Below are 12,417 nucleotides of genomic sequence, written 5' to 3'. Positions count from 1 at the left end.
CGAACACGTCGGCCAGCGGCGGACCGTCATCTGTTGAACGGCCGCCGCAACCGGCCCCTGGTGGACCGGGCGTGGCGCCGCAGCCGGTGACCGAGCGCCGACTCGGCCGGTACGGTCCGCTGCAACTGGGCTGCCAGCCACTGCGACCGCTTCTCCACGTCGAGCTCGTCCAGCAGCCGGTCGATGCTGGCGATCAGCGCGCCGTGCAGCTGCCAGCCTTCCCACTGCTGCTGCGCCTCCGCGCGCAGCAGCGCGGAGATGTGGTCCCGGTCCTCGCGCGCGTCGCGCAGCGCCTGCTCCAGCTCGGCCTCCGCGCGTTCGGCGCCCGCGGTGACCTGTGCACTGATCAGACGGCCGAAACTGTCCACCGCGTCAGCGATATGGGTCAGCAGATGCTCCAGTTCCGCGGACAACTCGTCCTCATACACCGACTCCTGCTGACTTCGCTCCGTCGACAGGTCGGACAACGAGCGGCACAGTGTGCGCAGCACGACGACGCAGACCTCCAGGGTGTCCAGTCCGCTGCGCAGGATCAGCCGCGCCATCGCGCCCTGGCGGACCCGGGGATTGAGCCGGGTGCTCTCCTCCGCCCGGCGCAGGAACTCGTCGAACCGCGCGATGTCGTTGTCCAGCCGCCGTGCCTCGTGCAGCCAGGCGATGGTCTGGTCATAAGTGGCACCACTACGCAGCTCGATGCCGATACGGAGCAGGAACTGCCGGATCCGGGTGGCCAGTTCGGCGACCGCCTCGCCCGCGGGCTGGACGAAGACCGGGGGAGCGATCACCAGGTTCAACAGCACACCGACCGCGGCGCCGATCACCGTCTCCAGCACCCGGTCCAGCGCCTCGCTCGATGGAGTGGACACCCCGAGGATGAGCATGCCGCTGATGGCGACCTCCGCGACGAACTCGTCCACGCGGATCAGATGGCCGATGAGCAGCGAGGCCAGGATGATCAGGCCGAGGCTCCACCAAGTCAGCCCGAACAGCGCGCTGAACGCCACCGCGATCAGCACCCCGGCGACCACGCTGCCCACCCGGCGGACCCCCGTGGTGAGCGTGGTGTAGAGGGTGACCTGGACGACGAGGAGCGCGGTCAGCGGGGCGGTCAGCGGGCTCGGATTGTTCGACAGCCGCACGGCGGCGACATAGCTGATGACCGCGGCGGCCGTCGACCGCAGCATCTGTACGAGGACGGGTTCGTTGCGGAGCCTGATGAGGCCGACGAGAGGAGCGGGGACTGCGGGCACCTTGCAGCTATCCCCGCCGTGTGCGGCGGGGACACCGATGGGGTAGGCCAGCGGGGTGAATCGGTGCGAAAGCGGTCACTATATGGGCAATATTCGTCAGGCGGTCGACCGCCTGACTTCGCGTCAGGGCAGCACGGCGATGGCCTCCAGTTCCACCAGCGCCTCGCGGTCCCACAGCCGGGAGACGCCGATGACCGCCATCGCCGGATAGTCGCGGCCGACCAGCCGGTGCCAGAGGTGTCCGATGTCGGCGGCGTGCGCACGGTAGTCCTCGATGTCGACGGCGTAGACCGTGACCTTGGCCAGCTGGTCGGGCGCGCCGCCGCTCGACCGCAGCGCGGACAGCAGATTGGCCAGGGCCAACTCGAACTGTTCGACAATGCCGTCGCCGACGATCGCTCCCTGCATGGAGAGCGCCGTCTGCCCGGCGAGGAAGACAAGGGTGCCGCCGGTCGCGCGAACCGCATGGCTGAAACCGGTGTTGGGGGACAGCTGCGGCGGGTTGATCCGCTCCAGCCCGCCGTGCGTCCTGTCCGAGTTCGCGCGTACGCCGCTCATCTACCGGTCCTCTCGCCGCCGATCGCCCACACGCCGGTGATTCGTGTGGTGCTGTGCTGGTCAGTCTGGCGACACCACGACATCACGACGATCCCATTACGCGAATGTAGTCTCTTCGTGACGCATCGTAATGGAGTGAGATCATTCCGTTTGTACCGGCGGGCGCCGCTGGCCGCCACCGCCGCAATGGCCTTCCTCGCGGGCTTGGCCGGGCCGTCCCCCGCCGTCGCGAGTACCTCGGACTCCGCTGGAAACCAACTCACCGATCTGGTCAGCCCGTTTATGGGTACGGCGAACCAGAGCAATACATTCCCCGGCGCCACACTGCCGTTCGGGATGGTGCAACTGTCCCCTGACACCGGTTATGCCACCGGCTACGACTACGCCCAGCACACGATCCGCGGTTTCAGCTCGGTGCATCTGTCCGGCGTCGGCTGCCCGGCGGGCGGCGACCTGCCCATTCTGCCGACCATCGGAGATATCGGTTCCACCGATTACGCGAAATACGCCGTGCCGTACCGGCACCAGCGTGAGAAGGCCTCGCCGGGCTACTACCGGGTGGGCCTGTCCAACGGGATCACCAGCGAGCTGACCGCGACCACCCGTACCGGATGGCAGCGCTACACGTTCCCCGCCACCCGCAAGGCCAATGTGCTGCTCAACAGTGGTCAGGCGCTGCACAAGGTCGTCTCCAGCGAGGTCACCGTGCTCGACGACCACACGGTGGCGGCCACCATCACCGGCAGCGGTTTCTGCTCGGACACCCGGCCCTACTCCCTCCACACCGTGACCCGCTTCAACCGGTCCTTCACCGCGCACGGCACCTGGTCCGGCGGCCGGGTCAGCGACGGGTCAAGCCACTCCAGCGGGGCCGGGCCGCGCGGTGCGTACGTCAGGTTCGACACCCGCGGCGATCGCACGGTGACGGCCACCACCGCGCTGAGCTACGTCAGCCTCGCCGGGGCCCGGCGCAATCTGGAGCGGGAGGGGAGGGGTGACTTCGACACCGTCAGAGCCGCCGCGCGGCAGGCGTGGGAGCGGCGACTGGACCAGGTACGGGTACAGGGCGGCACCGAGGTACGGCGGCGGATGTTCTACTCCGCGCTCTACCGGACCCTGCTGTCGCCGAACACCGGCAGCGACGCCGATGGCTCGTATAACGGCTGGGACGGTCGCGTACATAAGGCCGAGCACTTCACGTACTACCAGAACTGGTCGCTGTGGGACACCTACCGCACCCAGGCGCAGCTGCTGTCGCTTCTCGCTCCCGCGCAGACCCGGGACATGGCGCTGTCGCTGCTACGGGTGCGGGCGGAGGGCGGCTGGTTGCCCAAGTGGGGCTACGGCACCGTCGAGACCAACATCATGAGTGGTGACCCGGTCACCCCGTTCCTGGTGAACGCCTACAACCAGGGGCTGTTGGCGGGGCACGAGGAGGAGGCCTACCAGGCGCTGCGGCAGAACGCCGACTCGGTACCGCCCGCGAACTCCGCCTTCGAGGGGCGCGGCGGCAACCCGCGCTACTTCGCCAAGGGTTACGTCCCCCTGGACACCAACGCACGCCACAAACCAGGCGACTTCGACTCCCTGCACGGCCCGTCGGCCACCTTGGAGTACGCGCTCGCCGACGCCGCGCTGGCCACCATGGCGCGCGGCCTCGGCCATGACGACGACGCCCGGCGCTACGCCGAGCGCGGGAAGAACTACCGCAACGTCTTCGACCGGCGCACCCGGTTCATCCGGGCCCGGGACGCCGACGGCGCCTTCCTCGGCTCGGCGGACCCGAAGGAGAGCGTGGGCTTCCACGAGGGCACGGCCTGGCAGTACCAGTGGCTGGTGCCGCAGGACATGCCCGGCCTGGTCAGGCTGATCGGCGGCAACAACGCGGCCAACGCCCGCCTTGACCAGTTCTTCGCCTACCGCCACCTGCTACGCGACCCGGCGGACACCGCGCGCCACTCATGGGTCAACGGCCCGACCGCGTACTACCACCAGGACCGGTACAACCCCGAGAACGAGCCGGACCTGAACGCCCCGTACACCTATCTGTCGACCGGTCAGCCGTGGAAGACCGCTGACGTGGTGCAGGCGGCGCTGACCCTCTTCAGCGACCGGCCGGACGGCATCACCGGCAATGACGACATGGGGACGATGACGGCCTGGGCGGTGCTGTCCGCGCTGGGCCTCTACCCGGTCGAGCCAGGGATGGCCGTGTGGGGACTGACCACCCCGGCGTTCGGGCGGGTGGACCTCACACTGGACCCCCGGTACTACCCGGGCGGCCATCTGGCCATCACCGCCGTGGGTACTTCGCCGAGCAACCGCTACATCCAGTCGGTACGCGTCGGCGGTCAGCCGCGGTCGGCCACCTATGTCACCGGTGCCGATCTGCGCAGTGCTCACACCATCGAGTTCACCGTGGGCGGTAGGCCGTCCCGCTGGGGCACGGGTGCCGCCGACATTCCGCCGCCCCTCACCGGTCGCTGAGCGGTCGGTCGTCGGCAGATCGCGGCGGGCCCCAACCACCAGTCGGTCGGGGCCCGCCGCGATCCGTCGCGGAACGCGAGCAGGGCCGATGCGGTGTCCGGCACCGCCAGCGCGGCGGCCACCGGGCACCGGCTCCACCACGTCGGTACAGCTGATGTCTCCTCAGGGCCGGTCTGCCAACGGCTCAAAGGAGGTTCGTACGTCTGAGGGGGGAGCGGATGTCCGGGGCCGCCAGGCGGCTACTTGCAGACGTTGCCGATGGCCGGGTTGAGCAGCCCGACCGCATTGAACGTGTTGCCGCAGACGTTGATCGGGATATTGACCGGTACCTGGACCACGTCCCCGGAAAGGATGCCAGGGGAGCCAACGGCGAACCCGGCTGCGTGAGCGCCGCCGGGTTCACCGGCCGAAGCGGCACCGGCGGCGCCGATGACCGCCGCACAGGTGGCCGCGGCCAGGGCGGTGGCCGTGATGATTCGCTTCATTCTCGTCCTCCTCATTCAGGTGGTGGAATCGAATCCGTCATATCAATGAATAGGGCGATAAGCGGTATTTCTCGGCCCTTGCTGGTGTGAGTGCACCCGGAGTGCCTAATGCCGTGGCCCGCTGGCGGCCCTGGGCGCCGATGTGCTCACCGGCCCGCACCGGCGCACCGGCCGGTGAAGGCATGAGGGCCGGGCGGACGCCGTCGCCTGCGTCCGCCCGGCCCGCGTACGGCGACCTGCCGGGAGGAATGGCGGAAGGTCGCCGGGTCTACGGTCCAACCGTCTGAAGAATCGATTCCCCGGACCGGATTCGACATGCTCCGTCAACACGCCCCCACGTGCGACTGCTACTCCTGGTGAACGATCCCCAGCCGTGATCGGCAACGCCCTCCGCCGACTGATCACCTGTCCGGGCGAACGCCAAGGGGAGCCACGGGGCGCCCCGCGGTCACACCGCGGGCCCCCGGTGGGGCAGTCGGGCCGCCGCGACATCGTCGGCACGCCGGATCCGCGGGTGCGGTGCACGGGTGACCGCGGCCGGGGAGGAGGCGGCGCGGCACACCGGCGGCACCGAAGGTACGACCGGCGGCACCGAAGGGGCCGCGGACACCACGCGGGGCCCGTCGTCGACGCGCGCACCGGTCGGTGCGGTCTCACGCGAGAGGGATAACGCCAGCCGCGGCAGCAGGCCCGGCACCGCGAGTCCCGGGAGCAGGTACTTCCACATCTTCGTCACTCGGTACCTCAGGTCGCGCCGTTCGTCGTAGACCTGGGAGAGCAGTTGGATCCCGGTGAACGATCCGACGATGAGCTGCGCGACCTCGCCCGGCTCCACCGTCGCCAGGAGTTCACCGCCCGCCTCCGCCTCCCGGAGCAGGCCGCGGATGACGTCCGCGGAGCTGCGGTAGGGCAGTGCGTCCGGGTGCTTGAACGAGGCCTGACCCAACGTCAGCCGAACCGCCGCACGTAACACGGTGTCGTGCTGTAACCGGTCCGCGAAGCTCAGGGTGAGGTCGATCGCCGCCTGGAGCTTCACCGGGCGCTCGGGCGGCACCAGTGCCTCCGCCTGCGCGGCCACCACCGCGTCCGCGATGGCCTCCTTGGAGGGGAAGTGGAAGTACAGGGCGCCTCTGGTGAGCCCGCATCTGGCGAGGATCTCGGTGGTGCTTGCCCCCTCGTAGCCCAACTCGTCGAAGACGGCGGCCGCCGTCTCCACGATCACCCGGCGGGTCCTCGCGGCCCTGTCCTGCTGCCCCATCTCGTCCCTCGCGTGCCTTGCCCCGGTCATCCCGGTCCCGGGTCGACTGTTCCGCCGTCCGACGGGTGTGCTGTCCGGCTGTGGCAATGCTTGTCTGGTTGTCCCGTCTGGTTGCTGTTCTGTCTGGAAATGCTGTCGGTCCGCTGGCGGCTTCGGCAAGTACGGATCTTCAGCCACAGTGGCATCATCCTTGGCCAACGCAGCGTCGGATCTCGGGGTGAATCTGTATCCGGTGCTGCTGAGGGATCGTCATAGCACCCGTAGCCTGCCACACTGGTTGAATCAGGAATCGCCATGTCGGTCCGCGGATGCCGCCCACCGACGGGCTCGTCGGCCTCAACGCTGAGGAGACGTCGCCGTGATACACCCAGATCCCCTGCCCGGCGATATAGGGCTCGCTCAAATCCCCGGTCCCGTAGGCGTGTTCATCCGTGTCGGGCAGTGGGCGAACGGCAACGGGTTCGCCGACTACGAACACGCCTTCCTCGTACTGCCCGACGGCCAGCTGCTGCAGGCGGAGCCCGGGGGCGCTCGGATGGCCTCACTTGAGGAATACGCCGGGAAGCACACGCTCTACGCTTACCCGGCGGGGCTCACCGACGAGCAGCGCGTGGCGATCTGCACGGCCGCCGCCCGCTATGTCGGTGTGCCGTACAGCTTCCTCGACTACATGGCGATCGGCGCACACCGGTTCCGGCTGCCGGTTCCAGGGCTGCGCAGGTACGTGGCCTCCACCCGGCACATGATCTGCTCGCAACTGGTGGACCAGTGCTACCAGGACGCGGGCGTCCACCTCTTCAGCGACAACCGGTGGCCCGGCTACGTCACGCCGGAGGCGCTCTACGACCTCCTGGCGAGGGAGGAGCGGCAGCGCGCGGCGGCCTGACGTCACGGCGGGAGTCCGTCCGGTGCGCGGGTCGGATCCTACCGCTGCGACGCCGCGGGCTGTCCCGCGGCGGGTGGCGGGCCGCCGTCGAGGAGGCCCTGGCCGCGGTCGGTTTGACCGGTCAGGCGCCGCTGCACCCCTGGCGGCTGTCCGGCGGCACGCAGCAGCGCGTCGCCATCGCCCGGGCCCTGGCCTGCCATCCGCTACTGCTGCTGGTGGACGAACCGTTCGGCTCGGTGGACGCACAAGGTCGCGAGGGGTTGGAGGACCTGCTGCCGGCGGTACGGGACCGGCACCGGATGACCGTTGCGCCGGCCACCCATGACATCGACGGGAGCGTCTGTCTCGGTGGCCGGATCCTGATGCTGAAAGCACCGCCCGGGCGGGTGGTGGCGGAGCTGCCGGTGCCGCTGCCGTCGGAGTGGGGCCAGATCGGCACCAGGGCGCTGCCGGGGTCCGTGTCCCTGCGGGCCACGGTGGGCCGGACGGTACGCGACGGCCGATGCCCTGGGGTCGGCTGAGGCTTCCGCCCCGCACGGCTCACACGCCCGCTCGGCGGTCCGCTTCGGTGCGCGCCGGATGTCGCTCGGCGGCGGAGCCGAGGATCGGCACCTCGATCACCGTGGGACGCCGGGAGCGTAGGGCGTCCGCGATGGCGGGGGCGATCCGCGCGGTGTGCTCGACCCGTACCGCGTCCAGCCCCAACGAGCGGGCCAGCAGCGGCCATTGCACCGCGGGCCGCACCAGGTCGATCCCCGGATAGCCGGCCGCCTCCTCGGGATCCGCCGGTTCCCGGACCGCGCGGTATTCGGCGTTGTTGAGCACCACCACGACGATGGGCGCCTGCTGAGCGGCCGCGCTCCACAGCCCCTGCACACCGAACATCGCCGAACCGTCGCCCACCACCGCCACCACCGGCCGCGTCGGATGGGCGAGTTGGAGGCCGACCGCCGCGCCGATGCCCCAGCCCAGCCCGCCGCCGACGGTGTGGTGGTAGTCGCCCGGGCGTCGTATGCGCAGCGCTCGCCACAGTGCCGGACCGGAGCTGACGGCCTCCTCCACCACCACCGCCGACTCGGGCAGGGCGTCGGCCACCGCCTGCACCGCCGCCCTGTGGTGCATCGGTGCCGCTGCGGCCGCCGCGCGGGACTGCTCCCGCCAGGCCAGCCGCCGCGCGACCAGCCGCTCCCCGATGCGCGCGGCCCGCTGGACGGCCTCGACGGCGGCCTCCGGCCGGCGCCGGGACCGCACCTCGGCGGCCAGTGCGGCGAGCGTCGGGCGCATCGCGCCCACCATGCCGACCTCGACCGGAAAGTTCCTTCCTATCTGCGCCGGATCGGTGTCCAGCTGGACCAGCGTCACCTCCTCCGGCACCGCGCTCTGCGGCCGGAAGTGGTGCGGACGGATGGTGACCCCGGCGAAGAGGACGCTGTCGTGCTCCGCCAGCACGCGATGGACGACCGCGTTGTCCGGCGGCAATGGCCAGGCGGTGAGCGGATGTTCCGAGTCGGCGTTGACCGCGTCGAACATGGGCTGAGGGTAGACCACCGCGCCCAGAACCTCGGCCAGGGCGCGCAGTTCGGCGTCCGCGCCGCCCTGCCCGACCCGGTCACCGGCGACGATCGCGGGCCGCCGCGCCCGGATCAGGACCTCCGCCGCCCGGTCGGCCTCGGGCGCGGTACCCAGCTCGGGCAGCGGGGAGCGCGGTGGGAGGGCCAGCCGGGCCGGAACGGAGAGCACATCGGTGGGGACGGAGACGAAGACCGGCCCCTGTGGTGCGGTCCTGGCCCGGCGGAACGCCCGGCGCATCACCACCGGCAGGTCCTGCGCGTGGTGCACCTGCTCGGCGCAGTGTGCGACCGGCGCGGCCATCGCGACCAGGTCCCCGGTGAGCATCGGCCCCTGGGCGAGGTGGCGTTGGTCCTGCTGGCAGGCGAGGACCACCATCGGGGTGCCGGAGCGCAGTGCGTTGAGCATCCCGATCACACCGTTGGCCAAGCCTCCCGCGGCGTGCAGGCTGACGAACGAGGGGCGGCCGGTGCCGCGCGCGTATCCGTCCGCCATGGACACCGCGGAGTGCTCCTGCAAGGCGAGTACGTACGGCAGGTCGCCCGCCGCCGCCACCTCCCTGATCAGCGGAAGCTCGGTGGTGCCCGGGTTGCCGAACACCCGGTCCACCCCTTCGTCGCGCAGCAGGTCGACCAGGAGCCGGGCAGGCGGCTCCAGGGAACGCTGATATGTCGTCATGCGTGGATCCCCCGTAGTCCTCGTCCTTCCACCGCACGGTGCTCCGGTGGCCATGTCGCCCCAACCGCCAAGGTTTTCCCGGTAGTTGCCCTGAGGAGCGGCCGGAAGCATTGGCAACCACGAACACGCGCAACCGCGAGGGACGGTTGCCTGCGGTCAGTGCCGACGTGCGTACGAGAGGTAGAAGGTGGCGACGACCATGCCGCCGCCGAAGGCAAGGCCCAGGAGGGAGGACTTGAGCAGCGTGGCGCCGCTGAGGTTGATCAGGTATCCCATCGCCATACCGAAGACCACCCCGTAGGCGATCGCCTGGCTCTCCGCCTGCATCCAGCGCTGCCGCCTGCCGATCAGGAAGCAGACCGCCGCCATGACCACCGCGGCGACCAGCCCGCGCAGCGCGGCCGTCCCGGCGGACACGCCGTTGGCCTGTTCGAGGAAGAGTGCGTACGCGCCGAAGATGACGCCGAGCACCGTGGGCACCACCCAGGAGGAGCGGTGAGCTTGCGCGGTCCGGTGGTGCGGCCTGCCGTGCCGCACCGGTCCAGCGGTGTGCGTCGTGCTCATGGCGGGCCTCCGTTCCCCCTCGCCCAGTGCCCCCTCCTCATCAGGTCACACCCGCGGGTCGGGGTCGGCAAGTCGATCAGCGGCTGGCCGGGCCTGGCGGTTCTTCACCCGTGCCGCCGGCTCAGCGCCAACCGGGGACGGCGTACAGGTGGTAGTGCGCCGGTGGGGGTCCGCCGGGCAGGTTGGGGGCGAGGGGCGGCGCGCTGGTGAAGTACCGCAGATGGCGGGCGGCGGCGAAGGCGCGTTCCAGGGAGTCGCGGTTGATCCGCTCGCCGGTCTTGAGCACGACCGCATACGGCCGCCCACCGCGGGCTCGGCTGATGTCCTGCAGGATGAGCCGGATCGGCGGGTACGCGGTGTCGAGGTCGAGTTCCTGTCCCGGCGCGGCCGCCTGCCAGGGCGGCTCCACCAGGTAGATGTCCCGTGGCCCCCGGGGCGCCACGGCCTGCGGGAGATCGCGGCAGTGCACGTTGTGCAGGCGCACACCGGCCCCGGCTCGGGCCAGGTAGGCGTTGCTGACCTCCTGGGTGAAGGCGTCCGGTTCGGCGGCGAACACGGTTCCGCCCAGTCTTCGGGCGAGTTCGAAGCCGAGTGTGCCCGGCCCCCGGAACAGGTCGACGACCAACGGCGGCGCCAGTTGCCGCGGGAGCTGCGTGAGAGCGTTGGAAAGGGCCGTGATGACACGGCTGTCGCAGCCGGTGGACCACGCGCCCGCCACCCTTCGTAACGGTTCGCGCGGGGCCGTCAGCAGCGCGGTGGCCCGGCGGGCGTACGGGGAGACGATGCCGGAGTCCCGGGACAGGCTGCGACCCATCTCGACGAGTTCCTCGTCCGTCAGGAGACGGTTGTAGGCAGGCCAGAGTGGATCGGTTCCCATTCGGCGGGAATCCGCGTGGCGCGGCGGTTCCTGGTGCCCGTGTGTCACGTGTGTCCTCCGCGCGGGGCCGGGGCGGGGAAGGCGCCGCCGGGAGACGTTACCCAGAGGGGGTCGATTTCGGAAGTCACATTCCGCATAGCGGTAGACGTGGCGGTGGCCGGGGCGCCGGACAGCATCGCTCAGTCGCCGTCCGACGCGGTGGCACTGCTCACCAGTACGTCCGGGTTCCGGAACCAGTCCCCCCGTACCGCCTGTTGAACGAGCATCAGCAGTGCGCCGGCCACCAGTGAGCCGACACCGATGACGCTGACCCCGCCGGTGGCGCCGAGCAGCGGCAGGTCGATCGAGGTGTGGCCGTACGACGGGTCCGCGTAGACGTCGAAGGCCGCGTAGCAGAAGAAGAACAACAGCAGCAGGCCGCCGAGACCCGGCAGGATCCCCCGGAACCACGCGTCGCGCATACTGCGGGTCAATGTGCGGCGGAAGTACCAGACGCAGGCGAAACCGGTGAGTCCGTAGTAGAACGCGATGCCCAGCCCGACCGACGAGATGGAGTCGCTGAGCACATTGCCGCTGATCCTGGTCAGCCCGACGTAGAAGGCGATGGATGCCAGCCCCATGCCGACGGTCGACCAGGTCGGGGTGAGGAACTTGCGGTGCACCCGGGCGAACTGGGCCGGGAGCGCCTTGTGCGCCGCCATGGAGAACGCGGTGCGGGCGGTCGGCAGGATCGTGGTCTGGGTGGAGGCGGCGGAGGACGTCAGCACCATGAAGATGAGCAACTTGGCCAGGAATCCGCCGAATCCATGGCCGCCGAAGACGGACGTGCCCAAAGTAGACAGCACATCAGCGGAGTTGTCGGGGTTGGCCAGGCCGAGCCCCCTGGTGCCGACCCCCGCGAAGGCCTGCGCCGAGGTGGCGACCAGGCCGTAGAGGAGCAGCAGCAGGACCGTGGAGGCGACGGCCGCGCGGCCGGGGATGCGCCTGCTGTCCGCGGTCTCCTCGTTCACCGAGACCGCGGTGTCCCATCCCCAGTAGATGAAGACCGCGAGCAGCATGCCCGAGGTGAACGCGCTCACCGAGGCGACGTCGAAGGGGTTGAACCAGGAGGCGGCGATACGGATCGACGTTCCAGGCGGATGACTTCCGTACACCCGCACCAGCGCGGTCACCGAGAGCAGGGCCAGTACCGCGATCTCGACGCACAGCAGCCAGCGCTGCAGGGCGGCGGAAATCTCAATGCCGACGTAGCAGATGACCGTCATCACGACGATCCACGAGACCCCCGCCACGGTGGTCCACAGCGTGCTGGCCGCCAGTGAACCGAGGCCGAGCAGCTGGAAGCCGTACGAGCCCGCGATCTGCGCCAGGTTGGCCATCACGATGATGTCGGCGACGACGATGCCCCAGCCGCCCATCCAGCCGGTACGCGGGCCGAACGCACGAGCGGCCCAGGTGAAGGTGGTCCCACAGTCGGGGTCGACCGCGTTCAACTCCCGGTAGGCGTACGCGATCAGCAGCATCGGGACAAACGCCAGGACGATGATGATCGGCGCCTGCAGTCCGACGCCCGCGACGATCAGGCCGAGGGTCGCCGCCAGGCTGTACGCGGGGGCGGTGGAGGCCAGCCCGATGGCCACGGAGGAGAACAGGCCCAGCGCACCGGTCTTGAGGCCCTTCTCGCCAGCGGTGGAGCCGCCGCTCGCGGGGGCGACGGCCGGGAGGGGGTGGTCGTCGGGAACTGGCGTCATACTCCACTCCCAATTTTGCGCTCAACCTTTTCGTCCTTAATTCTTGTCCCACTG

The 12,417-nt window shown here is 70.1% G+C and carries 11 protein-coding genes; 3 read left to right on the top strand and 8 right to left on the bottom strand.

All coding sequences use genetic code 11. The features are described 5' to 3' along the window. Positions 1–26: 26 nt before the first annotated feature. Together P2L57_RS10490 and P2L57_RS10485 are read right to left on the bottom strand one after the other, a co-directional pair. Complete coding sequence (locus tag P2L57_RS10490; RefSeq protein WP_275811760.1) at positions 27–1,250, bottom strand: FUSC family protein; 1,224 nt, start codon at positions 1,248–1,250, stop codon at positions 27–29. A gap of 123 nt (positions 1,251–1,373) precedes the next feature. Then, positions 1,374–1,808 carry a RidA family protein gene (locus P2L57_RS10485; protein ID WP_275811758.1) on the bottom strand — a complete coding sequence of 145 codons (435 nt, stop codon included), beginning with the start codon at positions 1,806–1,808 and terminating at the stop codon, positions 1,374–1,376. Between the two features lie 186 nt (positions 1,809–1,994). On the opposite strand from P2L57_RS10485, the gene P2L57_RS10480 reads away from it, so the two are divergent. After that, positions 1,995–4,295, top strand: coding sequence for a GH92 family glycosyl hydrolase (locus tag P2L57_RS10480; protein WP_275811963.1), 2,301 nt, complete (start codon positions 1,995–1,997; stop codon positions 4,293–4,295). A gap of 239 nt (positions 4,296–4,534) precedes the next feature. Here P2L57_RS10480 and P2L57_RS10475 read toward each other — a convergent pair whose 3' ends face one another. After that, positions 4,535–4,780 carry a chaplin gene (locus P2L57_RS10475; protein ID WP_275811756.1) on the bottom strand — a complete coding sequence of 82 codons (246 nt, stop codon included), beginning with the start codon at positions 4,778–4,780 and terminating at the stop codon, positions 4,535–4,537. Between the two features lie 448 nt (positions 4,781–5,228). Next, positions 5,229–6,038, bottom strand: a complete 810-nt coding sequence (locus P2L57_RS10470; RefSeq protein WP_275811754.1) for a ScbR family autoregulator-binding transcription factor — start codon at positions 6,036–6,038, stop codon at positions 5,229–5,231. Between the two features lie 358 nt (positions 6,039–6,396). On the opposite strand from P2L57_RS10470, the gene P2L57_RS10465 reads away from it, so the two are divergent. Together P2L57_RS10465 and P2L57_RS10460 are read left to right on the top strand one after the other, a co-directional pair. After that, positions 6,397–6,924, top strand: coding sequence for a hypothetical protein (locus tag P2L57_RS10465; RefSeq protein WP_275811751.1), 528 nt, complete (start codon positions 6,397–6,399; stop codon positions 6,922–6,924). After that, complete coding sequence (locus tag P2L57_RS10460; RefSeq protein ID WP_308292450.1) at positions 6,807–7,445, top strand: ATP-binding cassette domain-containing protein; 639 nt, start codon at positions 6,807–6,809, stop codon at positions 7,443–7,445. Before P2L57_RS10465 ends, P2L57_RS10460 begins: the two co-directional genes overlap by 118 nt. A gap of 19 nt (positions 7,446–7,464) precedes the next feature. Here the strand turns inward: P2L57_RS10460 and P2L57_RS10455 are convergent, their stop codons facing one another. The 4 genes from P2L57_RS10455 to P2L57_RS10440 all read right to left on the bottom strand — a co-directional run bounded on the left by P2L57_RS10455 (position 7,465) and on the right by P2L57_RS10440 (position 12,363). Beyond that, entirely contained in the window at positions 7,465–9,171 is a 1,707-nt protein-coding gene (locus tag P2L57_RS10455) for a thiamine pyrophosphate-binding protein (RefSeq protein ID WP_275811748.1), read from the bottom strand. A gap of 156 nt (positions 9,172–9,327) precedes the next feature. Continuing rightward, the gene (locus tag P2L57_RS10450) at positions 9,328–9,735 is read right to left on the bottom strand and encodes a hypothetical protein (RefSeq protein ID WP_275811746.1); all 408 of its coding nucleotides are present in this window, start codon (positions 9,733–9,735) and stop codon (positions 9,328–9,330) included. A gap of 121 nt (positions 9,736–9,856) precedes the next feature. After that, entirely contained in the window at positions 9,857–10,612 is a 756-nt protein-coding gene (locus tag P2L57_RS10445; protein WP_275811744.1) for a hypothetical protein, read from the bottom strand. A gap of 179 nt (positions 10,613–10,791) precedes the next feature. Continuing rightward, a complete protein-coding gene (locus tag P2L57_RS10440; RefSeq protein WP_275811742.1) occupies positions 10,792–12,363 on the bottom strand; it encodes an APC family permease in 1,572 nt (523 codons plus the stop codon). Between the last annotated feature and the right edge of the window lie 54 nt (positions 12,364–12,417).

The organism is Streptantibioticus ferralitis (genome assembly GCF_029223525.1).
GTDB classification, from domain to species: Bacteria; Actinomycetota; Actinomycetes; order Streptomycetales; family Streptomycetaceae; genus Streptantibioticus_A; species Streptantibioticus_A ferralitis.
Note: the sequence above shows the minus strand (reverse complement) of the source record. Positions and strands in the feature narration are given on the sequence as shown.

Bases quoted from the DNA above. Each gene is read 5' to 3' on its own strand.
- P2L57_RS10440 (WP_275811742.1), bottom strand. From the start codon at position 12,363: ATGACGCCAGTTCCCGACGACCACCCCCTCCCGGCCGTCGCCCCCGCG.
- P2L57_RS10445 (WP_275811744.1), bottom strand. From the start codon at position 10,612: ATGGGAACCGATCCACTCTGGCCTGCCTACAACCGTCTCCTGACGGAC.
- P2L57_RS10475 (WP_275811756.1), bottom strand. From the start codon at position 4,780: ATGAAGCGAATCATCACGGCCACCGCCCTGGCCGCGGCCACCTGTGCG.
- P2L57_RS10485 (WP_275811758.1), bottom strand. From the start codon at position 1,808: ATGAGCGGCGTACGCGCGAACTCGGACAGGACGCACGGCGGGCTGGAG.
- P2L57_RS10450 (WP_275811746.1), bottom strand. From the start codon at position 9,735: ATGAGCACGACGCACACCGCTGGACCGGTGCGGCACGGCAGGCCGCAC.
- P2L57_RS10480 (WP_275811963.1), top strand. From the start codon at position 1,995: ATGGCCTTCCTCGCGGGCTTGGCCGGGCCGTCCCCCGCCGTCGCGAGT.
- P2L57_RS10455 (WP_275811748.1), bottom strand. From the start codon at position 9,171: ATGACGACATATCAGCGTTCCCTGGAGCCGCCTGCCCGGCTCCTGGTC.
- P2L57_RS10470 (WP_275811754.1), bottom strand. From the start codon at position 6,038: ATGGGGCAGCAGGACAGGGCCGCGAGGACCCGCCGGGTGATCGTGGAG.